Genomic DNA, 23473 nt, shown 5'->3' on the forward strand with positions numbered 1-23473 from the left:
AATACGTAGCTTATGAAAAAAGATATTATAATTCCAAAAGTAGATGGTGTTTATGTGGCGATTGTAAATGAATATAACGACATCTATAAAACTCAAGATTGGAACGCGTATATTATAAACGATAAGGCGGTGGATTTGGAAATGGTAATTATTGTTACCAGTGGCTATTCTCAAGATAAAGCGACGTCAATATTCAGAAAAAAGCTGGATAAACTTCCAGCCAAAAGCTATGCGAAAATTGAACTCATGCAGGAAGACTTATTTGCATTGAACAATCAGTTTCAAGTCACGTTTTTTGAAGGTAATACCATGTTTGATAAAACCTATCTCTTCCGAAAAAATACCATTAATTTAAAAGCCTTGCAAACCATTCCATTAATGGAAGCTAAAGGTGTTTTGGTAAAATAGTAATTCGGATAAGAATTTTTTTATTAACAATAGCCGTTTAAAAACAGCCCTGTATTTATGTTGTGGGTTATTCTTAAGAAGGTATAAAGTGAAGTACTGTGAATAAATATTTACTTCCGGTAAAAAAAACGTATTGATTCACTACCTTTTTGTATTAGCTTTGACCATAGAAAATTCAGTTTTGTGACCAAGGAGAATAACTAAAACCTTGAAATAACCATCAAAAAAACCAAGTAAAGCTCATGCATTTACCATTATTACAGGACATTTTAATTCTTTTAGTTTTTTCGGTAGCCATTGTTTTTGGTCTACAAAAACTCAAACTTCCTTCTATAATTGGTTTTCTGTTAACAGGAGTCGTTATTGGACCCTATGGATTAAGTCTTATTGAGGCCGTTGAACAAGTAGAAACACTTTCTGAAATTGGCGTTATTTTATTACTGTTTGTTATAGGAATGGAACTTTCCATCAAGCAATTAGTCTCCATCAAAAAAACGGTTTTTATAGGCGGATTTTTCCAAGTAGGAATTACCGTAGCCGTATCAGCCCTTATTTATTACCTATTAGGATTTTCTTGGAATGAAGCTGTATTTGTCGGTTTCCTGTTCTCTCTATCCAGTACAGCCATTGTTTTAAAAACCTTGCAAGATAGGCATGAAATATCAGCACCTCATGCCAGAAATGCCTTGGCCATTTTAATTTTTCAGGATATTATTGTCGTGCCTATGATGCTTGTTACACCAATGATAGCAGGAGAATCCTCCAACATAGGTGTAAGTATTTTATCGCTCTTGTTAAAATCGGGTATTGTAGTGGTTATTACCTATGTCAGTGCGCGCTATATTGTTCCTAGGTTAATGCATGCTGTGGCAAAAACCAATAGTAAGGAACTGTTTTTGTTAGTGACCATTACCATTTGCTTTGCGGTGGCATTCCTAACATCGGAAGCCGGATTATCATTAGCACTAGGAGCCTTTTTAGCAGGTCTTATTGTTTCAGAGTCTGAATATAGCCATCAAGCTACCAGTATTATTTTACCGTTTCGTGAGCTTTTTACAAGTTTCTTTTTCGTGTCCGTGGGGATGCTATTGGATTTAAACTTTTTCTTAAATAATATACCTATTATTCTCCTGTTATTAGTGACGGTTTTGATTCTTAAATCAGCCATTACAGCAGGCGCCGTTGCCATTCTGAAATACCCTGCTAAAACGGTAATATTAACAGGTTTATCGCTTTTTCAAGTGGGTGAATTTGCTTTTATACTTTCCAAAGTAGGCATTGAATACGGGTTGTTAACAACGGAAACGAATCAATATTTTCTATCCGTTTCTATCCTCTCCATGATTTTAACGCCGTTTGTTATTATTTTTTCGGGCACAATTGCGGACAAGCTTATAGGTGTCAGCAAAAAATTAGGATTGAATGGCACGACAGATCCGGAAATTGATTACGAAGAATTGGACAATCAGGATTTAGAAAACCATTTGGTTATTATTGGTTATGGTGTTAATGGTAGCAACTTGGCAAAAGCCGCAGCAGCTAACAATATTCCGTATGTGGTTATTGAAATAGATGCCGAAAAAGTAAAGCGTGAAAAACAAAAGGGTGTTCCTATTATTTTTGCAGATGCCACGGAAGATCATATTCTGGAAACGGTCAGACTTTCTTATGCTAGAGTAGCCGTAATAGCCATTTCAAATCATGTGGCTACCCAAAACATTATTAAAAGTATTCGGTCCCATTCGGATTCATTGTATCTGGTGGTTAGAACGCGATATGTTAAGCAAACGTCTGAATTATTCGCATTAGGTGCCGATGAGGTTATTCCGGAAGAGTTTGAAACATCCGTGCAAATATTTACCCACGTACTTCAAAATTTCCTGGTACCAGAAGATGATATTGAGCATCTGGTTGAAAATATTAGAGCTGATAACTACCAACTATTTAAAGGCGAATTAAAACGCCCAAAAACCTATAGGCCGAACAAGGAATTAGCCGATTTTAATATTACCTGTTTACGGATGAGTTCTGATAGTAATAAATTTATCGGGAAACCATTAAGTGAATTGAATTTAAGAGCCAAATATGGTATTAATGTTTTGGGTATCAAACGCAAAAATAATATGCTAGAAAGCATTCAACCAGATGAAATTATGATCCAAGGCGATGTGTTGTACATTCAAGGAAATCAGAGTAAAATTGAGCAGTTTCATAAAATGATTAAATAAACGGGCTCCTGCGAAGCATTGATTTATAATGTTCTCGTTAATTTGCATGTGACTAACCGTATAACATTTTTAGTAATATTTAAATACATCACCAATTTTAAAAACTAATATGACAAAATTAAAAAATAAAAAAGCCATTATTACGGGTGGCGGAAGAGGACTTGGAAAAGCAACAGCTCTGGCATTTGCCAATGAAGGAATTGATATTGCCATAACAGGTAGAAATGAAGCTGTTTTAAAAGAAACCGTTTTAGAACTAGAGGCATTGGGCGTAAAGGCTATTTATTCCGTATTTGATATCAGTGATTATGAATCTGTTAAAAATGGGATTAAAACTATTATCAATGAATTAGGTTCGGTGGATATTTTAGTAAATAATGCTGGTATTGCAGCCTTTGGAACGTTGAATGACATGGAAGTTGACCAATGGACGCAAATAATTCAAACCAACGTCATGGGAATGTATTACGTAACGAAAGAAGTTTTACCGTATTTAATAAATCAAAATGAAGGTGATATTATTAATGTTTCATCTACGGCTGGATTGAGTGGGAATGCTAGCACTTCTGCCTATTCAGCATCCAAATTTGCCGTTATTGGAATGTCTGAATCCTTGATGAAAGAAGTGCGTAAAAACAACATTCGCGTTTGTACCGTTACGCCAAGCACGATCGTGTCCGATATGTCTATTGGATTAGGAATTGCTAACAAAGATTCTGAAGAACGTGTTTTACAGCCTGAAGATTTTGCAGAATTACTTGTTGCTGGTTTAAAACTACCCAGAAGAGCCATGCTTAAAAGTGCTGCTTTATGGTCCACAAATCCATAAGTAATATACAAATCCGGCAGATATAATCAGCCGCCAGCACTGAACGCATAAAACATAATGTCAAGCACAAATAGAAAATAATTAGAAACAACAGCCTTTTTTAAAAGCACTGGTACGCATTTAGGTTTTAGTGGTATCTTTGCAGTATTCAATGGTATATTCCGCAGAAGAGTTTTTTCTATGTTATTAGATGTCCAAATTACCAAAAGCGCATAAATTTCTGGATCTTTCAGATTATGGAAGACCACTAGCACGCGTTATTGCAAACGCTTTACAACACACCGCATTTACGCCTGTTCATGTTACTATTGGTTTCATTATATCAGGGCTTATAGGGGTTTACTGTATTACCCAAGGATATTATTGGTTGGCGGCCTTCTTTTTAATTTTCAAGTCTATTCTAGATGCTGCGGATGGCGAATTGGCACGTGTAAAACAAAAACCTTCCTATACAGGTCGTTATTTAGATTCGGTTGCCGATATTGTTTTAAACGCCTTAATCTTTGTGGCCATTTGGTTCGTTAGTACTACCAATATTTGGATCTGCCTATTGGCATTTTTAGGCTTGCAATTACAAGGCACCTTGTATAACTACTACTATGTTATTTTAAGAAATAAATTTGACGGTGATACCACGAGTCGCGTTTTTGAATATGAAACGCCTATTGCATTACACGGCGAAAAGCAGAAACATGTGGATATTCTTTTTGGCTTGTACAAACTGTTTTATGGTGTTTTTGATAAGACTATTTACGCATTAGATCGTCAAGCAGACCAAGGTAAAACCATGCCTAATTTTTTAATGACGAGTATTTCTACCTTTGGATTAGGGTTTCAATTACTCGTTATATCCATCATGTTGGTATTAGGCTTAAAAGCGTTTATTCTGCCTTTCTTTTTAAGCTATACTGTTATGGTTTTTGTGTTTATAGGTATTCGGAAGTTTTTCTATTAAGTGCTTTCTTGTCAAGTTCATAGGGTAAAAATTCAGTATTCAGATTTATAAATCAGAAATGGATTTATCCTTACAAGCTACCTACATCTTTTCAAACCCAGAGTGCTACCTAATGGAAAGCAAGCTTCCATAGTAATTCGCTTTGCCGGCGTTTGAGGAGGTTTCTTTTAATCTAGTTTTTCCGTTAATTTTTTGAACACCGCTTTTGGTTCCTTTCCTTCATATAAAACGGCATAAACCGCATCTATAATAGGTGTTTTTGTTTTCCTTTTATTTTTCTCGTTGAGTAAATGCGCACTTTTTGTGGCGTAATAGCCTTCAGCCACCATATTCATTTCCATTTGCGCCGATTTTACTGTGTAACCTTTTCCAATCATATTCCCAAACATCCGATTTCTAGAAAATACCGAATACCCCGTTACTAGTAAATCACCCAAATAAGCCGAGTTATTAATGTTCCGTTTCATCTTGTGCATCTTTTTAATAAAACGCTTCATTTCCCTAATGGCATTACTCATTAACACACTCTGGAAATTATCACCATAACCCAAACCATGAGCAATTCCGGCTGCAATGGCATAAATATTTTTCAGCATGACGGCATATTCCGTACCAATAATATCGTCACTAATTTTTGTTTTTATATAATCGCTAGCTAATGCATTGGCAATTTCTGTTGCTTTTTCTGGATCAGCACAGGAAATGGTAAGGTATGATAAACGCTCTAAAGCAACTTCTTCGGCATGACACGGTCCTGCAATAACCGCTATGTTTTCAAATGGTAATTTGTAAATATCATGAAAATGTTCACCAACCAATAAACCGGATTCTGGAATGATACCTTTTACTGCAGAAACAATGGTTTTCTGGGAAACATTAGCTGTTAGTTTTTCTAATTCACTATACATAAAAGCAGAGGGAATGGCAAAGATTAAAACATCGGCATATTCAGCCATTTCATTAATATCATTGCTTAATTTTAATTGGTCCACTTTAAACTCAACCGAACTCAAATAACTTGGGTTATGTTGTTCTTTTAGTAAATGCTCCTTGGTGTAAACACTGCGCATATACCATCCTACTTCATCTAAATTTTCACAAAGCATTTTTACAATAGCTGTGGCCCAACTTCCTGAACCGAAAACAGCGTATTTTAAAGGTTTACTCATAATTTGTATAGTCTTTAGTATTTCAAAAATACATAAAATATTACGCTTTATCGATATGTAAAGTCCATGCTTTTCTCATTTTGGCACGTGTTTTGAAATCCTAGTAATAATAACTTTAAAATGATGGACTTATGAGGACTATAAAACTACTTTTCGCATTTGCAATTTCAGCAACGCTTTTTACGTCATGCTATACCGATCCAATTATTGTGGATAATTACAATCCAGGACCAGCGCCTTCCATATCTTTAAATCAGTTATTGAATCGTTATGAGCTATGGTATGTGGATATTAATGAAACTATTGGTTATAACGAAACGCCATTTTTACAAATAGCATTTACCATATCTTTTAGAAACGGCAATTTATTTGCTAATAATAACTTGGTAGGATTTGGCGATCAAGGAAACGGATTTGGTATTCAAACAGGAACCTATGATGCCTATAATAATATTTTGGATGTCTACCACGTTATTGATGGATACCAAACCTTTGATGTGTACCAAATAGATAGTAATACTATTGAATTGTACAACCCGAATAACGATACATCCTACTTTTTAGATGGTTACCAACGTAGCAATTTTGATTATGACTATGTGTTTTATGATAATATTCATTATTTCTTACAGGAATATGAAGCTTGGGAAAAAACATATACCAGTCCTACAGGAGCACCAAACGAATTTGATTATGAAAACTATTTGCAGTTTTTAGCCGGTGGAAATGACTCGGAGTTTAGAAGCTCGCAAGATGTTAATGTGTACAATCCGAATAATATTTTTTGGGATTACACCGGACTTTATAATGTTGGAAACATATCTGGAAATAGATATTTAAAAACCCTGACATTAGATTATGATTATTTTGCGGATGAATTTTTTGAACTTCGCGTTTTAAATGATGCGAAAATAGAATTGTATCAGCCAACATCCGGAACGGTTTATGAATTTACAGGTCGTGGGTATATTCAGTTTTTGAAAAATGCTGAAGGCAAACAAACGGAACAGCTTAAAAAGCGAAAGTTTAAAGCTGAAAAGCAAGATAATCCACGTGAACCCATTCGTGAGAAAATATAAAATATTTAATTAGTCTAAAATTTTGAGGGAACTGCCTGATGAGAAATCAAAAAGGCGGTTCTTTTTTGTGTTAAAAAACTCAAAATAAGCAAGTGTAACAAGCATTATTTTTGTAAATTATGACTTCAAGAAATCAACTATTAACATTAAAAAACAAGTAAACAATTATGGGATTATTTTCATTTATTAAAAATGCAGGCGCTAAAGTATTTGGTATCGGAAAAACAGATGCTGAAGAAGCAGCCGAAGCAAAAGCAGATGCAGCGGCAGCCAAACTAAAACGTGAATCGGCAGCCGCAAGCCGAATGGAAGAAACGGTTTCCGATTTAAAACTGGAAGCTAAAAACTTAAAAATAAAAATTGATGGTGATACAGCAACTATTAGCGGTATGGCTTATGACCAAGCTACACGCGAAAAAATTATATTAGTGGTAGGAAACTCTAACGGTATTGCTGTTGTGGACGACCAAATGACGGTTGAACACAAGGAGCCAGAAGCGCAATTTCATACTGTAGTTAGTGGAGATACATTAGGGAAAATAGCCAAGAAATTTTATGGAAATGCCATGAAATACCCATTGATTTTTGACGCTAATAAACCTATGCTAACCGATCCTGATAAAATTTATCCAGGACAAGTATTGCGTATTCCTGCAGTGGATAAAGCTTAAAAAATATAGGATAGAATAAAAGAGGCGGTCTGAAAAGTAATTACCCATTGTCAAATTGAGCGCAGTTGAAGTTTAGTGTTTTGAAAACCAAAACATTTCCACTTCGCTCAATATGACATTTAGAGTGGAATTTTACTTTTCAGACTGCCTCTTTTTTGTTTTAAAGCAACCTAATACCTTTAAAAAATAGGCCTCTTTAATTGGTTTTCCGAGTGAATGTCGAATGTCGTGGTGGTTAGAAACTTGTTGGCTTTACGATTTACCGGTTTCTTCTTCTGGTATTTTTATGCTGTTAATAAACGCATTTAATTCGGCTTTCGAATCGTCATGAACCAAACTCATGTTTATAGAAAGTTCCTTCTGATCCGTTTTTAGGATATAATCTCCAAATACTTTTTTCACTTCAATAATATCTTTGAGTAGAATTTTTTTTCCAAAGAGGGAATTTTCTTTAATTATATTTGGAGTTAAGGTCAGATATTGATTATTAAACTCCCATAGAGATATGCCAATATAAATAACACCTATAAGCATAGTAACATAACTCAACCAGTAAATTTTGTCCGATTCCCAAATGCTTACCGTAGCTGATACAATCCAAAACAACCCTAAAGCTAAATTAAAGTATAATCGTTTTGATTTAAATTTAATGATCAACATATCTAGATTTCCTGTGTAAATATCTATAGTTTTAGCTCGTAATATTCGGTTCCAACCACTTCAAAATGGTTTAAAAAAGACTCCAATTTAACCAAAGAATTTTTATCAATTAGATGCGATTTTATGGTTAATTCTTTCTGTTTGGATTTTAGCATATAACCACCAACTAATTTTTCAATTTGAGTGATATCTTTTAGTAGTAACTTTTTAACGAAAAGGTTATTTTTTCTAATATACGTGTCGGTAATGTTTAAATATTGATAAGAAATATCCCAAATAAACTGTGCTAAATATAATGAGCCAGCAGCAATAAAACCTAAATTATACCATCTAAACTCCGTATTCTCCCATATAATAAAAGCACCTAAAGTCAACCAAAAAACACCCAGGACCAAATGGATATAAAGCCTTTTTTTGGTATAATTTATGGTTAAATTTTTCATGAAGTCATACAACAATTAGTCCTTTTTACGATTATCAATAACCATAACCGGTTTTCTGCTCATGGCTGGAAACTGTAATTTTTGAATGATTTTCTTATCGTGAAATTCAATTTTAGGCGCTACACGTAATTTAGCTCTAAAGTGATCTTTAATATTCAAGAGAAGTTTCTCCGTTGGTGTATCTGTTGCTATTTTAATGCAGATTTCATCCGTACCAATGTTGTTGTGGGAAATTTCAATAACATAGCTCTGAATGGCATTAAAATCATTTAAAATATTATCCATTGCTGGTGGATATAAGGTGGTGCCTTTATACTTAATCATTTGCTTTTTACGTCCAACCACAGGGCCTAATCGCATGGTTGTTCTGCCACAAGTACAGGCATCATGATGTGCTTGAACCATATCGCCCGTTTTAAAACGTAACAAGGGCATACCTTCAACGCCTAATGTAGAAATGGTTAGCTCGCCCACTTGTCCAGCAGACACCGGGTTTTCAGCATCATCTAATATTTCAGCAATAATTAATTCCGGATGATGATGTCCACCTTGTTGGGCTTCACATTCGTTAAAAGCCGTATTCATTTCGGTGGAAGCATAGGTGGAATACAGTTGAATATCCCATTCATCTGTTATTTTTTTTGATAATGCATTATGTGAAAAATCTAAATTTCGCAAAGGTTCACCAATACAAATGGCACCTTTTACGCCCGATTTGTTGATATCAATATCATGCTGTTTGGCATATTCAATCAGTTTTAATAAAAACGACGGCACGGCAATTAAATAGGTTGGGTTAAATTTTATAATAGAATCCCATTGCAATTCTGGGATTCCAGCACCAACTCTGATGATGCCAGCTCCTAATTTTCGAGTTCCTAAAAAGTAAGCCAATCCAGCCATAAAGCGTCTGTCCATGGTAGTCATGAGTTGCATAACATCATTTTCCGTCACACCAGAACAGGCAAAAGATAAGGCCTCATTATAGGCTAAACGCTCTAAATCTTTTTCGGTTAAAGCAAAGGTTACAGGATCGCCTAAAGTTCCAGATGTGGTAACATAATCAATAATTTGATTTTTAGGAACACATAAAAATTCATCATTATACGCTTGCAATTGGTCTTTGGAAGTAGTTGGTATTTTTGTTAAATCTTCCAAGGTTTTTATAGAGGAAATAGCAAGGTTATGCTTTTTAAAAACCTGCTGATAATAGCTTGATTTTTCTTGTAAATACACTAATAATTCAGCCAGCTTTTCTTCTTGAAAAATTTTAATTTCTGATTTAGTAGCTTGTTCTATTTTAGGAATCATATTATTTTTCGGAGGTTTGTGTCTGCAACTTGAGGTAATTTAGTAATTCTAAACATAGTATTTATGTTTCTTCATAATTGTTTCATAGTCTTTTATTTTACCTTCTTTTATTTGTTGCAATCCAAGTTTAATTTCAGACTATTGCTCTAACGGCAATTCATCCCAAACATCTATTTTTTATACTTGAATATCCATGACACTTTATATTGTATCCAAAAGTAAGGATTCTATTTTATTTCAGTTTGTTTTTAATCTTTTTAATGTACCAATCTATTTGTTCTTGATCTGGAACAGTGGTGATTTCTTTGGTCTGCGCCTTCTCAAAAGCTTGTAAAGCTGCTGTATAATAGTGCTTTTTATAGTAATAGGTTCCCACTAAATAATAGGCCTCCCAAAAGTTTGGGTTCACAGCAATTAGTTCGTCCAGAACGTTTTGTTCTACATGATTGTCTGTTGAAATAGCTTTGGAAATCTCCCGACTTAAAACCCGATATGTTTCATAGTCTAAATACGCCTGCGTGAATTGAAATGGATCGGCTTCAATAGATAATTCACTATTATGAAATGATTTGGCTGCAGTTTCTGATGGTTCGTTTTTGAAAATCGTATGCAAATTATAAGCTACAAATTCGCCTAGTTGATACGGATTAGCGGATACCCAAACCAAGCCTTGTTCAGGTTTAAAAACCACACCATGATGGGCTAATAATTGGTTTAAGGCTTTTTCGTTTCCATAGCCTATGGCTTTATTTTTTAATCCTTCTGTGTTTCTTAAAATAGAAACCGCTTTTTCAACCGTTAGTTTGGGCGTTTCTGAAAGTAACTCTTCCATACGTTCAAAACGATATTGCGAGTGACTTTCAGCAATTTGTTTCAAGTTATTTTCATCAGTTGCATAGGCGTCACTTTGAAAATGATTGGAACAAATTAATTGATTGGAATTTTCAACGTTATAAACGCCAAAATTATTTGGCGACACCTCAATGGTAACCGCATTATTATCCTTGGCACTTCCTATAAATATAGATTCCGAAACAAATACTTGGCGTTTTTTAGCAATAGCAATGGCTTCATCTATCGTGCTGGCATATTGTAAGATTTCGCGTGTTAAAATGGAAATTGGTGTTTTGGCAATTAACGGTATATCTGATTTTCCAGCATTAATTGTCACGGTTAATCCTTGGTCGTTCATGCCTGAAACCACACCCATCATGCCAGCCCAAGTAACGGACATAAAATTATAACCGTTTGTAGGTTTTATGAAGGCAATGATTTTATTTTTTGCGAAATCGTCTCCAGCATAAAAGTCGAAATTTCTACCAATAATTAAGCTGCTATCTTCGGTTTTATCTCCCCAAGCGGCAAAAGATGAACAGCCAACAAGTGCCAAATCCTGTAAGGCGTGACCAATATCGTGGGCACTATGAAAATAGAGTAATCGCAGATAATCATCAGCCACATAATCATAACTATCTCCTGCGTATTTTGAAACCCCTAATATTTCACTTTTATACTCTTCAGGAACGTGCAAATACATTTTTCGGTTGTACCAAGCTAACACTTTACGTAATAGATATTGTTTGGTTTTGGATGGTACGAGCTCTTCTACTTTTCCTAAAAAGGCCGTTTCTTGTTTCGCCATTAACTCTTGACTTAAACTGCCTGTTTGCAAACCAATTTGATACGGATCGCCAGAAACATATAATTCCCATTGCCCATATTTATTTTTAGTTAGCAGACCATTTTCTGTGGTAAATGTAGAATCTGAAATCTGGTTGCGTTCGGGAATGGTTTGGTTGTAATTGGAAACATCTGGAATATCATGTAGCGACTTTTTTACACCACAAGAAGTGATAAGCAAAATAAATACGAGTATGTTCCAATAGGTTTTCAGCATTAATTTTCTGTTTGATTTGCCGCAATAATTTTATCTAACAAATAGTCCTGACCTAATAATTCGGAACAGGTAACAACACCACTAATGGTAACGCCTAAAATGCCATGCATATTTAAACTTTGACCTGTAAATAACAAATTGTCTATTTTTGTTTTTGGTGAAATAAAAGACTGCATGGATTTATTTACATCCTTGGTATAGCCATACATAGAACCACGATTTGTTGCAATATAATCACGATAAGAAAGTGGTGATGAGGTATAATATTCCGCAATACAATTGCGAATATTTGGAAATTTTTTCTCTAATTCGTCTATAATAATCTCCGCTTTTTCTTTTTTAAATGCTTCGTAAGTTTGGCCACGTTCATTTTTATGGGCAACCGTATTAAAGGTGTCAGCCCAAGGTTCCACTTCTTCATAACGCATATAGGTCATAATGGTTATATTATCGCCATATATGTTGTTGTCTTTTTTGATTCCCATAGATAACATATAGCTTTCTGGCCACGTTTCTTGGGTGTAATGTTGGGCATTCCAAACGGCATCTTGTGTTTTAAAATGATAATAATTCTTGTTGATATATTTAAAACAATCTGGTTTTAAAACAATATATAAACTGAAGGTTGAAATGGTACTTTCAATACCTTCAATTCGGTTAGTATATGATTTTCTAAAGTGTTCTTTCCCTACTAAATTCAGAGTGATTTTCGGCTCAATATTAGAAATAAACGTGTTGCCTTCTATCTTGTTTCCGTTGGTACAAACAGCTGCTTTAATTAAACCATCTGCACAGATTAAATTTTCAACCTCATGATGTTTATAAACTTCACCACCATACTTTTTTAGTTGTCTAATAAGCAATTTAGTAATTTGACTACCACCATTTATACAACGGTACGCACTTTGAATATAAGAATTTACGGAAAGTGAATGTACATAAAAGGGCGTTTTATAACCATCGCCCGCATACAAGAAATTGGAGCCGGCCAAAACAGCTTGTAAGCGTTTATTATTGGTTATGGATTCCAAAAAGGATTTAATTTGTAGTTTAAAAACTCCATCAGCATACGGTCTTCCTGGTTTTAATCTGTAAAGAGGAAAGGCATTACAGGTTTCCTGAATTTGTTCGCAATAGGTATTTATAGCTTCTGATTCGTCTGGGAAGTAGGTTTTTAATTGGGCTTTGAAATTGTTAAAACCTTGTGCATATGGATAGGCGTTTTCATCATCATCAAAACTAATGATATCAAAACCGTCTTCATCCATTTTTTTGAGAGATAAGCCATCCATAATTCCCAAATAATTGAAATACTGGTAGAGGTTTTCACCTTTTCCCAAACTCCCAATATAATGGACACCTGTATCAAAAATAGATTTGTTTCTGGAGAAGGTTTGTAAGTTTCCACCAAATTGCTGATTTTTTTCCAATACACACACATTATAACCTTCTTTTGCCATTATAATGGCAGACACTAGGCCGCCTAATCCGCTGCCAATAATAACAATGTCATAATGTGATTTTGGTTTCAAATTAGTGCTTAATTAAAAGAATTAAATTTTGTGTTTGATGGCTAATATGATAATTAAGTTTTTCAAATATAGCTAAATAGCGTTTTGTACTTTCAAAAAGAAGAACAACACGTGCTGTGTTTTGAGCACTTAATGATTCTAATTGCGTATTTGTTAACACATCTGAATTAATAATGAGTGTATTGCTAGGCGTTTTTAGGGCTTCTAAAATTGATTCAGCACTATTAATTTTATAATGGTTATTAGGAATAAAACTGTTTTGTACCAATTTGCGGGATGCAGAATTTTCTAGAAAGCTCGAAATTTTTCTATTTGGGCTATCTACAGCCAATAGAAAATCTAATTGACCATGGGCATTTGAAATATGTGTGATGCTTTCGTCATCCTCCAAGGTGTCTAATAGATATTTGTAGGTATCTTGATGAGTATTTAAGTCCGTTTTTATAGTTAGATATTGTTCGTGACCTTTATAGCGAAATTCCTCCAAGACCATATTATGAAAGTAGGTTGCATTTTCATGAGCATTTCTAAAGGCTTTAAATTCCGATTTAAAATAGGCACTAATTTGTTTTGTGCGTTCCCGATCTGTAATTCCGAAACTGGTGTCATCAAAAGCAATACGCTTTAAAATTTTTACAGATAAACGACCACGTTTAATAACGAAATTCCCTTTTGGTAATATTTCAGAATTCCCATGAATAATAACAGGAACAACGTCCAATTTAAATTGATGGGCCAAATAAAATGCGCCTTTATGAAAACGTTTCATTTTGTGTGTATACGACCGTGTTCCTTCAGGAAAAGCCATAAGCGAATAGCCTTGATCCACTTTTTTCTGTAAATGCGTTACGCCATTTTCTATACCACTAGAAACAGGATAAAATCCAGCTAATTTAACCGCTCTACCAAAAAACGGTGAGTTGTAAACCCAATCATTTACTAAAAATATAATTTTTGGATTCAGCATGCCAATAGCCAAAATATCAAGGAAAGACGTATGATTGGCAATTATTACAGCTTGTTTTTTAAAGGACTCGTTTGTTGGGTTTATAACTTGGGTTTTAAAAAAGGGATAGGAATCTAAAACCGATTTCATAAACTTGGACATTACGCGGTGAAACCAGCCCATTTTCTTCTTCATACTAACCGGAATCACGCGTAAAACAGTCATCCCGAAGATGGATAAAAACAAACCACCAAGACCATAATAGGTGAATGAAATACTAGAGAAAATAAATAAAACTACAGGAGCCGGTTTGCTTGTTTTACTTCCAATAAAAAATTTAAAAAACAAGGGTTGCAGAACAAAGGCGATACATAAAGCAGAAATAATACCAATTATAGACACCATTGAAATGCTAAAAAGTGCAGGGTGCTTAGCGAAAATAAGTACGCCAACACCTAAAATAGTGGTGATTACAGATAATATAATAGACGTTTTGTGGGTTGGTAAAACGCGTTCGCCTGTTTTTAACTCATGTAATAGTCCGTTGGTAATAAAAATGCTATAATCAATACCCAAACCAAAAATAAAGGTCGATATTATAATGTTAAATATATTAAATTCAATACCTGTTACACCCATTATACCAATGGTTAACAGCCAGGTTAATGCAATTGGCAATGCCGTCACTAAGGTAAGAGACACGCTTCTGTAAAAAAGCAATAACAAGACTAAAACAACTAAAAGCGAATAGCCAACCAACCGATTAAAATCATTTTTTAGTCCACCTAAAAAGGTTTCATTCATTTGCTTTCTATCAATTACCAAGGTTTGTGGTTGGTCTTTAAAGGTTTTTATTAAACTTTCGGTTTGATTGTCTTCTAATTTCACTAACGATGTGACTGTTGAAAAACCATCAGCTTCGCCAATATAATCTTCAATAGAAACCGTTTTTAAGGTTTTAAAACCGTCCAAATTTAAAGTGTTGAAGTCAGCTTCCATTAGGTTGTAGAATTGCTGGAATGTGCTTGGTTTAAACCCAAGCGTTTCGCCACTAGAAATTAGTTCTCGTTTGGTAAACGCTATCGTTTCTGGCTGCCAGAAATTTCGCCAAGCTTCTACGTGTTTCTGTTGCTGGTCTTGGCTTTGTACCAAAGCGCCAATGGAACTAAAATTAATAATTTGATTTTCCTTTTTAAGCGTTTGTAGTTTAGAAAATACGGCATCATTGGCTGTAATAGCTTCTTCCGTATTAGAGCCGTAAGCTGCTAAATAAACCGATTTGGATTGAATATTGGTTAAGGCATCTAAACGTTGTTGTGCTTGCAATAATTCTTCGGGTTCATAGTTTAATTGCGAAATATCGTTGTTAAAACCTGCTTTGCTGTAGGTGAAAATACTCAACACAAATAGTGCAACTAATCCGCTAATAAGCCATTTGTTTTTATGAAATGGATATTTGGCAGCTGTATCTAAAATTGTTTTCCCTTGAAGTGATTTTTTGTTAATTCGATACACTTGAGGAATAAAAATTAATGAAAATACCGAAGCACCTAAAACACTAATGGCGGCAAATATTCCTAAATCTTGAAGCGCTTGCGATTTTAAAAACAACAAACATAAAAACGCCATAGCAGTCGTTAAACTACTCATTAAAATAGGTTTAGTAATCTCTTGATACAATTCCTTAATATTATTGTTACTCCTAATATGGGTTAATATATGAAGGGCATAATCCAAAGTAATTCCTAATAAAACCGAGCCAATACCTAATGAAATAGCAGATATATTCGTGCGGATTACAAACAACATGGCAACTGCCAGCAAGGCACCAAAAGCGGTAGGTGTAAATAAAATAAGTGGAATGGATATTTTTTTGTAAAACACAATCAGTATTAAAAGCAAAACACTCATGGCAATACTTACTGTAATAGTAATGTCACGTTTTATTTGCTGTGCATTGGCAACAGCAATTAAAGCACCTCCAAAATACGCACTGTTAACGGTGTTTTCGAAATCGCTATTTAAACTATCGCGTAGCTTGTAAAGTTGCTCGGCAAAAAGAGCGTTTTCAGATGTTTCACTGGATTTATGTTTGGGTGAAATAAACAATAATAAATGCTGCTTGTCTTTACTTAATAGAAAGCCATTTTCTAAAATAAATGCATCGCCAAAACTTAACTGCTGTAGTTTTTTTAACGCAATAAAGGATAATCCTAAAGGATCGCGTAGAATGGTTTCTTTTGCAACAAAACCTGAAGGGGAAATTAATGTTTTGTAATGTGCTTGGGTTATGGCTTGCAGACTGTCTGCATCCAATTTACCTTGAATAGTTAGGTAATCTTCAGTCTCTAAAAAAAGTGGTAAATTTTCGTAAACAAAATCCAATGTGGTTAAAACGGTTTCATCGGGAATTTGTCCTTGAATTTTCGTGTAATACGGTTGTGAATGTTTTTCTAGACTATCAATAAATTGAGCAGCGTATTGGGTTAAATCTTGAACGGAAGCACCAGATTCACGCGTGATATTGACAATAATTTTATCCGCAAAATTGACAGTTTTTAAAACTTTTTGAGCATCTTCATTTTCGCTGCTTGTGGGAATAAGTTTGGTAATATCTTCTTCAAAAGTAATGTGGCTAGCCAAAACTATGAGTCCAGAAACCACGACAAGTAATCCCAGAAAACTGATTAATTTTCTAGAAGCAATCCAAAGATATATTTGATAAAAAAAGTTAGTCATGTTGTAAAACGCGTTTCTTCTTTTTAAATACGCCGAAGAAAAAATAGGCAGCAAAACCAAACAAAATGGCTCCAAGTGTTGCTAGAGCAAAACTTCCTACAATATACGTTTTAAGATGCTGTAAAACCTCAAAATTATCTAACAAATCCGTAAGAGAATAGGAAATGGGTTCTTGTAAAATAAATTGCCCTAATTCTAGGCTGGCAATAATAATAAACGGTATAAAAGGAGGTAGGCTAACATTGGAAAAAGCAAAAGCAATGGTTTTATTTAATTTTAAAAACACAGCGAGTGTTAAAACAATCAGTGTGTGAAATCCCCAAAGTGGCGAAAATCCTATAAAAACCCCTAATGCAACAGAAAGTGCTTTCTTTTTTGGTGAATCCTTACTGCCTAGAAAGTCTTCAACAAAAAATCGTTTAAAGCCTTTTTTTTTAATATTTCGGAATAGTTGTCGTGGTTTGTAATAGATAAGTGTTAAAAAAACCAACCATGTATTTAGAATGCTAATCCGCGTAAAATCTTGAAATGGGCGAAAGTGAGAGACACGTTCGGTTTCATCATAAAGTACTTGAATTGGCATGTTTTTAACCTCGGTATCTTTCCAAGCCGATTTGACAATCACTTCAATTTCAAACTCAAATTTATTGGTGTAAAACTTCAGGTTTTTAATAACGTTTAACGGATATAAACGAAATCCTGATTGGGTGTCTTTTAATTTAATACCCGTTTCAAACCAGAACCAAAAGTTGGAAAACTTATTTCCAAAACTACTTTTTCCAGGCACACCTTCCTGTTTCATGTTTCGAGAACCAATAATCAACACGTTCTTGGTGTTGTGTTGGTCTAGTTCTGTGATGAAATTTGGAATATCACTCGGGAAATGTTGCCCATCAGAATCAATAGTTATTGCAAACTCATAGCCTAAAGCAATTGCTGCTTTAAATCCGGTTCGTAAAGCAATTCCTTTACCCTTGTTTTTGGGGAAATGAATTTGTTGAATATTTGGATAGTCTTTTAATATGTCTGTCGTGGCATCGGTTGACCCGTCATTGACAATAATAATATTGTTGGAGTAGGTTAAAACTCCGTCCACCACACGCTTTAAAGTATGCTGATTGTTATACGTTGGAATTAAAATACAAACGTTTAAATCGGTAATTTTTTGTGTGATACTTTGGTTTTGCACGTACTAAAAGCCTTTTGGAGTTAGTGACTGAAAAATACTGATTTTTAATGGACTATGATAATCTAATCAGCAGTAACTAAAATTTTTGTCCCGGTTTTTTGCTTTGTTCTTTCAGTAGTTCCGTGTAATGTTTAAATGCATTTAAAATAGATTCGGCATGATCATGACCATCAACACTCATTACTAATTTTATTTTATCCCACTTGTTTTTCTTCTCATTCTTTAAAAATGGAACAAAAATGTTTAAATATGCTTGATCTTTTTTTCTTTTATCAATGTTTTTATAAGCATAAACATTTTCAAAATCATAAAGCATGGAGTTTATAGCTTTGGTACCCTTTTTATTCATAACGGATAATCTTAAATAGTCTCCTTCAAAAGTTGCTTTGTATCCCTTTTTTAAATGACTGTTGTGTTCATAACCGTATTTTTCAATGTTTTCAATTAAAAAAGCTTTCGTTTCCATTAATGAAATATCGCCAGAATTGGCAGGAGCAACGGAATGGAAGGTTTCCACTTTACCATTTTCAAAGGTAATTTTTGAAACATCAGACTTTTTTATATGATAGGATGGTCCTGAAAGATTATCTGATTTTTTATAGGAGATGGTTTCAATGTGAATTTCTTCAACTTTGGAGGAAATCTCTTCGTTAATGGTTGTTAAAATAATGTCTTGAGCGGACATTGAAATGGTAAAAAGGAAAAGTAGTAGGTAGGTAATTTTTTTCATATTTGGTAACGTTATTTGGATGTTATACTTTGTTTTTCTTCATCTGTAAACACGGTAGATTGTAAAATAAAATCTTTAATATGGTTCTTTAAATTTTTCGAGGAAATGTACTGATATTGTTTTAATATAAACTGCTTATCTTCTACTATAGCATCTTTATATTTTAAAATTTTGGGTGTGTTCTCTTGAATTCCTAATCTTACAAATCGCGGTTCAATATTGTTGGGTTCAGTTTCAATGGCATATTCTATATAGCCTACACCTTCTATAAAACCATCTTTTTTGTCTTTTAGGGTTTTTGCACTTCTAGCTTTTAAAGCTATGGCCGCACCTTTATATGCTACTAAAGCCATAGCGTCTGTTTTAGAAACTGATTGCATGGCCGTATAAAACGCATCTACAAGTTCTTGACTTTGAGCCGCTTCTTTATAAGATTGACGTACCTGATTTAACTCTAACGTTTGTACGTTAAAAACGAGCAGGACAAAACTTATAAGTATGAATTTCATAGGTACCTATATTACGTTGTATGACGTAGTCAATTTTAATGCCACAGTATCGTTAAACTTGGTAATATTTTTAACGCGAAATCCTGTTTTGGTATCTTCAAAATCCAGAGTAAGTTCTAAATCTGGTGTTTTAAATGGATTAATAATCGCCATAAATTTCACATTACTAGCGGATTCCATAAAGAGTTTTTTTGAAAGAACTTCTTCTGACAGCTCTTTAATAATCTGCATCATACAGACACCAGGCGTTACAGGATTCCCAGGAAAATGGCCTTTAAAAACATCATGTTCTTTATTGATAGTAATGTTAGCAATAGCCTTGCCTTCCGTGGATTCTAGTGAGTTAACTTTATAAAAATCTTTTAGTAACATGGGTTTTATTAAAATTTAAATTTATAATAAACACTTAATTGAAATACGGAATTTAGCTTATTATTGCCGTTATAATAGTAGTCATTTTCATTTCCAAAAGTATAATCGTTGTCATAATAATTATTGTTATAAAAATCATCGCGTACATCAACAAACCCTTGTTTGTAGCGAGCCTCTAAACCTAAGCCCATTGGGAATTCGTAACCAATACCTGCAAAAAAAGCAATATCTATTGGAATAATGTCGCCATTGGTGTTATCGGACACATTAATTTCTAAACTAGGTCCGACTAAAAAATGCAAGCCAACATCTGGAATAAAAAAGAATTTATTTGAGATGGCAGCACCAATATAGTGAATGCTCACATCATTTCCAGAATATCTATAAATTTCACCATCATAAGGATTACTGATTGTAAAGTTGTCACGGCCAAAGCCTTGGTTGGAATAGGATGCTTCTATCTGCAATTCATAAATTTTTGGAAAATGAATGTTTAAAAACATTGCACCTTGAAAGCCTACTTTTCTTGTGGAATTATCAATGTTAGTAACGGTTGCGGCATTAAGTCCAGCTTTAAAACCAGGACGGACTTGTACTTGAGCAAAAACTGCTGAAGTAAAAATTAAGCAAATGATTAATGATAGTTTTTTCATTTGGAAATTGATTTGAGGTTAATTTCTAGTTTAATATTATGATGTTTAATAGTAATTTGGTTTGCAATATTATTACTTATATCTGTAAACAAAAAGTGAACTTTCTCTTTTTGATAACCCGTTCGAATTATTTGATTTAGGTGTTCGGAAACGTAATAGAAGTGTTTTTTACCCAAAATAGCCGTTTGATAAATGTGAATCGTTTCTTTTATGAAACTTTTAGAAACCAAATTTTGCTCTTGAACCAAAGCTTTAAAGTCGGTTTTTAAAAGATTTATTAGTAGTTTTTTATTGAGCTCATCCAAAACATAATTAACCTTGAACTCCGTTTCGGTTATGGAGAAGTCGAATAATTTTGCACCCATTTCTGTTGTAAAAACGATTCGATGATTACTGTCTTCAATCTTTTTAATAATTAATAAACCACCAAAACTATTGTCGTAAATCTGAATACTGGCCTTGTAAACATAGTCTTGATTGGCATCAGAGAAATACGGATTGGTTATAAATTGCTTCTTTACTTCCTGTTCTGTTAATTGGTTCTTCTTACTATAAGACCCGCAGCTCAATATTAAAAAGCAACAACTAATGATTAAATAACGCATCAGAAACCGGGTTGTTTAATACTTTATTACTGAAAACAATTTTGGTGTAATCGCCAGACGGTTCCACCATTTTCACAATTTCAACATCACCTTGTGCATTAAAGGTTAATTGAAATACTTCAATAAATGAAGCCGATTTTTTGTCCTTCGGCTTAAAATAAACGAGGCTGTTGTTTCCAGATTTATAGTATTCTATATGGAATTCTTCTGCATCAAACATATCGCCTTTTATACTGTTAATAATGAGACTATTCAGTTGTTTAAAAAGTTTGCTTGAACTCATGTCAATATCACTTTTTTTGCCTTCATCATTAATATATAGCTTGTTATCTTTAAAGATAACAGAATAAACAAAGGGGTCGGTATAAGACCATTTTACCAAATTTGGCGCTTTAAAATGCAGGTTACCTTTGGTAATAATATCATTAGATAAAAAATCCATGTGTTTATACTGCGTAAAGGCACTTGTAATGGTTTTTGTGGTTTTGGCTTGCTGTTTAACCACGCTTTTTAAGGCATCTGCCTCTGCTGAATTCATGGGTTTTTGTGCATGTAAATTCAGAATAAAGAAGAAGCACAGTATAGAGATATTACGCATAAGCTTGGGTGTTGAATAAGGTATCAATCGTAACGGATTGAAAATTATTATCACGTAAAAATAACAATAACTGTTCCAAAACCCTAACAGATTTATCACTCGTGTCGTGTAAAAGAATCACATCGCCAGGTTTAAGGTTTTTAATGGTACGTTTTAGTATCTGTTCTTCAGATAGATTAGTAGTATCTAATGAGCGTTTATTCCAACCAATCGTGGTTAAATGCAAGTTTTGAACTGCACGACCAATACGTGGGTTGGTTACTCCAAATGCCGGACGGTATAATTTGGGACTTAAACCGCTATATTGCTTAATAATACGATTTGTTTTTTCCAATTCCGCTTGAACCTTCTTCGTTTTAAAAAAGCCAAAATTTTTGGCATGAGAATAGGTGTGATTCCCAATGGTATGACCTTCCGCTATAATTTGTTTAAAAAGATCCGGATGATTTTCAATATGTTTTCCAATACAGAAAAATGTGGCTTTAGCTTGATATGAATTTAGAAGCGCTAAAACTTGAGGCGTAAACACTAGGTTTGGTCCATCGTCAAAGGTGATGGCTATGTGGTTTTTAGTAGCGTTTTTATTCGCATTTAAAATTTTAATATGGTAGTTCCAACCAACCAATCCCGAACCCAAAGCTGTAAGCATAAACCAAATAAAAAAAAGTAAAACAAACCACCAAATACTTATAGGATTTATTAGAAAAACAACTAATAAACCTATAAAAATAACACTGGTTGTTAATGTTACTAATTTAAAATTTAGCATTGACGAAGTAAGGTGAAACTATGATTTTCTCCACGATACTGGTTGTATAAAAGTATGGTTTTATAATGAGAAGGCGTAATAGTATTCATCTGAAAAGCTTCAGGAACGGTTTGTGTTTTTAAAATATGAGCTCCTAAAAGTAGCCCAAACGAAGAAGCTGTGTTAAATTCCCCAATCCAAGGTTTGTAAGCTAGTTGCTGTGTGTTTTGAAAATCACCTCGTGTTAATGTTTCGTAGTAAGAATCAAAATCAACATCACCATTATTCCCCAAAATAAGGGTGTCTATTTCTGATGGATTTAGGTTGTTTGCTTTTAAAAATTCGCGCGCCTTTTCGGCTACGGAGTGCAATGGCAAGGTATTAAAGGTTTGTAAGTCTTCAACGATGGCTAAAGAAGAATCTTGCTTTTCATTGGAAACTACAAAAAAGTTAGCGCCTTCACTATAAATAGCACCTTTAGTTTTGGTGTCTACTATTTGTGAACTTTCAGCAGGTACTTCTTTTATGTGTTTTATGAGTTTGTTAAGTGAAATGGTATAATCGCCTATTTCGTCAACACCACCAATTAAAATATGTTTAGCTTCATTTAATTCCAACTGTAATTTGGCATCTAATAGCGCAGACTCAAAGGAATTGCTCCCATGCACATAGGTAAAATTATAGCCCTTACATTGAATTTCCAAAGCAATTTGTCCACCAACGGTATTATGTGTTGATTGAATAAAAGGTGTTGGTGTTAAGTACTGTTCGTTATCATCAATTATGGCACTTAAAAACTTTTCCGAATCGCGTAAACAGCCCATTCCTGTTCCCGTAATAATGGCGTCAACATTATCCAAATGTGCTCTTTTTAAAGCTAATTTGGAAGCTATAATACTCATTTTAATTCCTTTTGCCATGCGTCTGGCTGCAGCAGGCGGAATAAAATCTTTATAATTCGGATTTATAGCAGGAAAAGTTGTGGCATTATATGAAATAATGTCTTTTAGAAAATCAGCTTCATCTGTCGTATTTTGCGCAGAAACGGAACCAAAACTATTTATGTATACGTTTTTCATTAGGCGTCTTTTGAAAATATTACAGTTGAACAATTTCCTCCAAATCCAAACGAGTTGGACATAACCGTTTTAAGTGGTTTTTCTTTTAGCGCTAATTCACGGGTTATTGAGAATTTCTGCATT

At 34.0% G+C, this 23473-nt stretch carries 22 protein-coding genes and 1 pseudogene; 6 read left to right on the forward strand and 17 right to left on the reverse strand.

Annotated features, from left to right (window positions below):
• The first annotated feature begins 12 nt into the window (after positions 1–12).
• The 4 genes from ACN0QX_RS10020 (at position 13) to ACN0QX_RS10035 (ending at position 4420) form a co-directional block, all read left to right on the forward strand.
• On the forward strand, positions 13–408 hold the full coding sequence (locus tag ACN0QX_RS10020; RefSeq protein WP_066247367.1) for a hypothetical protein: 396 nt from the start codon (positions 13–15) through the stop codon (positions 406–408).
• A 242-nt stretch (positions 409–650) separates the two neighbouring features.
• Positions 651–2636, forward strand: a complete 1986-nt coding sequence (locus ACN0QX_RS10025; RefSeq protein ID WP_066247370.1) for a monovalent cation:proton antiporter family protein — start codon at positions 651–653, stop codon at positions 2634–2636.
• Between the two features lie 109 nt (positions 2637–2745).
• A complete protein-coding gene (locus ACN0QX_RS10030; protein ID WP_417196761.1) occupies positions 2746–3465 on the forward strand; it encodes a 3-ketoacyl-ACP reductase in 720 nt (239 codons plus the stop codon).
• Positions 3466–3655: 190 nt separating this feature from the next.
• A complete protein-coding gene (locus ACN0QX_RS10035) occupies positions 3656–4420 on the forward strand; it encodes a CDP-alcohol phosphatidyltransferase family protein (protein ID WP_417196763.1) in 765 nt (254 codons plus the stop codon).
• A gap of 167 nt (positions 4421–4587) precedes the next feature.
• Here ACN0QX_RS10035 and ACN0QX_RS10040 read toward each other — a convergent pair whose 3' ends face one another.
• A complete protein-coding gene (locus ACN0QX_RS10040) occupies positions 4588–5589 on the reverse strand; it encodes an NAD(P)H-dependent glycerol-3-phosphate dehydrogenase (protein WP_248397174.1) in 1002 nt (333 codons plus the stop codon).
• Between the two features lie 131 nt (positions 5590–5720).
• Between ACN0QX_RS10040 and ACN0QX_RS10045 the strand changes: the two genes are divergently transcribed.
• Complete coding sequence (locus ACN0QX_RS10045; protein WP_376858462.1) at positions 5721–6668, forward strand: nicotinic acid mononucleotide adenyltransferase; 948 nt, start codon at positions 5721–5723, stop codon at positions 6666–6668.
• A 167-nt stretch (positions 6669–6835) separates the two neighbouring features.
• Positions 6836–7339, forward strand: coding sequence for a peptidoglycan-binding protein LysM (gene lysM / locus ACN0QX_RS10050; RefSeq protein WP_248397177.1), 504 nt, complete (start codon positions 6836–6838; stop codon positions 7337–7339).
• A gap of 252 nt (positions 7340–7591) precedes the next feature.
• Here the strand turns inward: lysM and ACN0QX_RS10055 are convergent, their stop codons facing one another.
• The 16 genes and pseudogenes from ACN0QX_RS10055 to ACN0QX_RS10130 all read right to left on the reverse strand — a co-directional run.
• Complete coding sequence (locus ACN0QX_RS10055) at positions 7592–7999, reverse strand: hypothetical protein (protein WP_417196766.1); 408 nt, start codon at positions 7997–7999, stop codon at positions 7592–7594.
• A 23-nt stretch (positions 8000–8022) separates the two neighbouring features.
• Positions 8023–8442 carry a hypothetical protein gene (locus ACN0QX_RS10060; RefSeq protein WP_248397181.1) on the reverse strand — a complete coding sequence of 140 codons (420 nt, stop codon included), beginning with the start codon at positions 8440–8442 and terminating at the stop codon, positions 8023–8025.
• 15 nt (positions 8443–8457) lie between these two features.
• Positions 8458–9753, reverse strand: coding sequence for a phenylacetate--CoA ligase family protein (locus ACN0QX_RS10065; RefSeq protein ID WP_417196768.1), 1296 nt, complete (start codon positions 9751–9753; stop codon positions 8458–8460).
• Positions 9754–9985: 232 nt separating this feature from the next.
• The gene (locus tag ACN0QX_RS10070) at positions 9986–11650 is read right to left on the reverse strand and encodes a C45 family autoproteolytic acyltransferase/hydolase (RefSeq protein WP_417196770.1); all 1665 of its coding nucleotides are present in this window, start codon (positions 11648–11650) and stop codon (positions 9986–9988) included.
• Positions 11650–13182 carry a phytoene desaturase family protein gene (locus tag ACN0QX_RS10075; RefSeq protein ID WP_417196772.1) on the reverse strand — a complete coding sequence of 511 codons (1533 nt, stop codon included), beginning with the start codon at positions 13180–13182 and terminating at the stop codon, positions 11650–11652. The genes ACN0QX_RS10070 and ACN0QX_RS10075 overlap by 1 nt, the downstream gene beginning before the upstream one ends.
• Position 13183: 1 nt before the next feature.
• The gene (locus ACN0QX_RS10080; RefSeq protein ID WP_417196774.1) at positions 13184–16867 is read right to left on the reverse strand and encodes a 1-acyl-sn-glycerol-3-phosphate acyltransferase; all 3684 of its coding nucleotides are present in this window, start codon (positions 16865–16867) and stop codon (positions 13184–13186) included.
• Positions 16860–18056 (reverse strand): DUF2062 domain-containing protein, encoded by a 1197-nt coding sequence (locus tag ACN0QX_RS10085; protein ID WP_376858478.1) that lies wholly within the window; start codon positions 18054–18056, stop codon positions 16860–16862. Before ACN0QX_RS10085 ends, ACN0QX_RS10080 begins: the two co-directional genes overlap by 8 nt.
• A gap of 76 nt (positions 18057–18132) precedes the next feature.
• On the reverse strand, positions 18133–18786 hold the full coding sequence (locus ACN0QX_RS10090) for a hypothetical protein (protein WP_248397192.1): 654 nt from the start codon (positions 18784–18786) through the stop codon (positions 18133–18135).
• An 11-nt stretch (positions 18787–18797) separates the two neighbouring features.
• Positions 18798–19295, reverse strand: a complete 498-nt coding sequence (locus tag ACN0QX_RS10095) for a hypothetical protein (RefSeq protein WP_417196776.1) — start codon at positions 19293–19295, stop codon at positions 18798–18800.
• A gap of 6 nt (positions 19296–19301) precedes the next feature.
• Positions 19302–19667, reverse strand: coding sequence for a 3-hydroxyacyl-ACP dehydratase (locus ACN0QX_RS10100; protein WP_248397196.1), 366 nt, complete (start codon positions 19665–19667; stop codon positions 19302–19304).
• An 8-nt stretch (positions 19668–19675) separates the two neighbouring features.
• Complete coding sequence (locus tag ACN0QX_RS10105; protein WP_417196779.1) at positions 19676–20320, reverse strand: outer membrane beta-barrel protein; 645 nt, start codon at positions 20318–20320, stop codon at positions 19676–19678.
• Entirely contained in the window at positions 20317–20889 is a 573-nt protein-coding gene (locus ACN0QX_RS10110) for a hypothetical protein (RefSeq protein ID WP_417196781.1), read from the reverse strand. Before ACN0QX_RS10110 ends, ACN0QX_RS10105 begins: the two co-directional genes overlap by 4 nt.
• A gap of 16 nt (positions 20890–20905) precedes the next feature.
• Positions 20906–21463, reverse strand: a complete 558-nt coding sequence (locus ACN0QX_RS10115) for a LolA family protein (protein ID WP_417196783.1) — start codon at positions 21461–21463, stop codon at positions 20906–20908.
• A gap of 52 nt (positions 21464–21515) precedes the next feature.
• The gene (locus ACN0QX_RS10120; RefSeq protein WP_417196784.1) at positions 21516–22292 is read right to left on the reverse strand and encodes a polysaccharide deacetylase family protein; all 777 of its coding nucleotides are present in this window, start codon (positions 22290–22292) and stop codon (positions 21516–21518) included.
• Positions 22286–23350: a beta-ketoacyl synthase chain length factor gene (locus ACN0QX_RS10125; RefSeq protein ID WP_417196786.1), complete on the reverse strand. Its 1065-nt coding sequence runs from the start codon at positions 23348–23350 to the stop codon at positions 22286–22288. Before ACN0QX_RS10125 ends, ACN0QX_RS10120 begins: the two co-directional genes overlap by 7 nt.
• A pseudogene (locus ACN0QX_RS10130) lies at positions 23350–23473 on the reverse strand (beta-ketoacyl-[acyl-carrier-protein] synthase family protein); the annotation flags it as partial. The gene ACN0QX_RS10125 and the pseudogene ACN0QX_RS10130, both read right to left, overlap by 1 nt.

The sequence above is a fragment of the Bizionia sp. genome (assembly GCF_048259285.1).
GTDB lineage: Bacteria > Bacteroidota > Bacteroidia > Flavobacteriales > Flavobacteriaceae > Algorimicrobium > Algorimicrobium hallyeonense.

Excerpts from the sequence above, each read along its gene's own strand:
- ACN0QX_RS10020 (WP_066247367.1), top strand. The coding sequence starts at position 13 with ATGAAAAAAGATATTATAATTCCAAAAGTAGATGGTGTTTATGTGGCG.
- ACN0QX_RS10025 (WP_066247370.1), top strand. The coding sequence starts at position 651 with ATGCATTTACCATTATTACAGGACATTTTAATTCTTTTAGTTTTTTCG.
- ACN0QX_RS10030 (WP_417196761.1), top strand. The coding sequence starts at position 2,746 with ATGACAAAATTAAAAAATAAAAAAGCCATTATTACGGGTGGCGGAAGA.
- ACN0QX_RS10035 (WP_417196763.1), top strand. The coding sequence starts at position 3,656 with ATGTCCAAATTACCAAAAGCGCATAAATTTCTGGATCTTTCAGATTAT.
- ACN0QX_RS10040 (WP_248397174.1), bottom strand. The coding sequence starts at position 5,589 with ATGAGTAAACCTTTAAAATACGCTGTTTTCGGTTCAGGAAGTTGGGCC.
- ACN0QX_RS10045 (WP_376858462.1), top strand. The coding sequence starts at position 5,721 with ATGAGGACTATAAAACTACTTTTCGCATTTGCAATTTCAGCAACGCTT.
- lysM (WP_248397177.1), top strand. The coding sequence starts at position 6,836 with ATGGGATTATTTTCATTTATTAAAAATGCAGGCGCTAAAGTATTTGGT.
- ACN0QX_RS10055 (WP_417196766.1), bottom strand. The coding sequence starts at position 7,999 with ATGTTGATCATTAAATTTAAATCAAAACGATTATACTTTAATTTAGCT.
- ACN0QX_RS10060 (WP_248397181.1), bottom strand. The coding sequence starts at position 8,442 with ATGAAAAATTTAACCATAAATTATACCAAAAAAAGGCTTTATATCCAT.
- ACN0QX_RS10065 (WP_417196768.1), bottom strand. The coding sequence starts at position 9,753 with ATGATTCCTAAAATAGAACAAGCTACTAAATCAGAAATTAAAATTTTT.
- ACN0QX_RS10070 (WP_417196770.1), bottom strand. The coding sequence starts at position 11,650 with ATGCTGAAAACCTATTGGAACATACTCGTATTTATTTTGCTTATCACT.
- ACN0QX_RS10080 (WP_417196774.1), bottom strand. The coding sequence starts at position 16,867 with ATGACTAACTTTTTTTATCAAATATATCTTTGGATTGCTTCTAGAAAA.
- ACN0QX_RS10090 (WP_248397192.1), bottom strand. The coding sequence starts at position 18,786 with ATGAAAAAAATTACCTACCTACTACTTTTCCTTTTTACCATTTCAATG.
- ACN0QX_RS10095 (WP_417196776.1), bottom strand. The coding sequence starts at position 19,295 with ATGAAATTCATACTTATAAGTTTTGTCCTGCTCGTTTTTAACGTACAA.
- ACN0QX_RS10100 (WP_248397196.1), bottom strand. The coding sequence starts at position 19,667 with ATGTTACTAAAAGATTTTTATAAAGTTAACTCACTAGAATCCACGGAA.
- ACN0QX_RS10105 (WP_417196779.1), bottom strand. The coding sequence starts at position 20,320 with ATGAAAAAACTATCATTAATCATTTGCTTAATTTTTACTTCAGCAGTT.
- ACN0QX_RS10115 (WP_417196783.1), bottom strand. The coding sequence starts at position 21,463 with ATGAATTCAGCAGAGGCAGATGCCTTAAAAAGCGTGGTTAAACAGCAA.
- ACN0QX_RS10120 (WP_417196784.1), bottom strand. The coding sequence starts at position 22,292 with ATGCTAAATTTTAAATTAGTAACATTAACAACCAGTGTTATTTTTATA.
- ACN0QX_RS10125 (WP_417196786.1), bottom strand. The coding sequence starts at position 23,350 with ATGAAAAACGTATACATAAATAGTTTTGGTTCCGTTTCTGCGCAAAAT.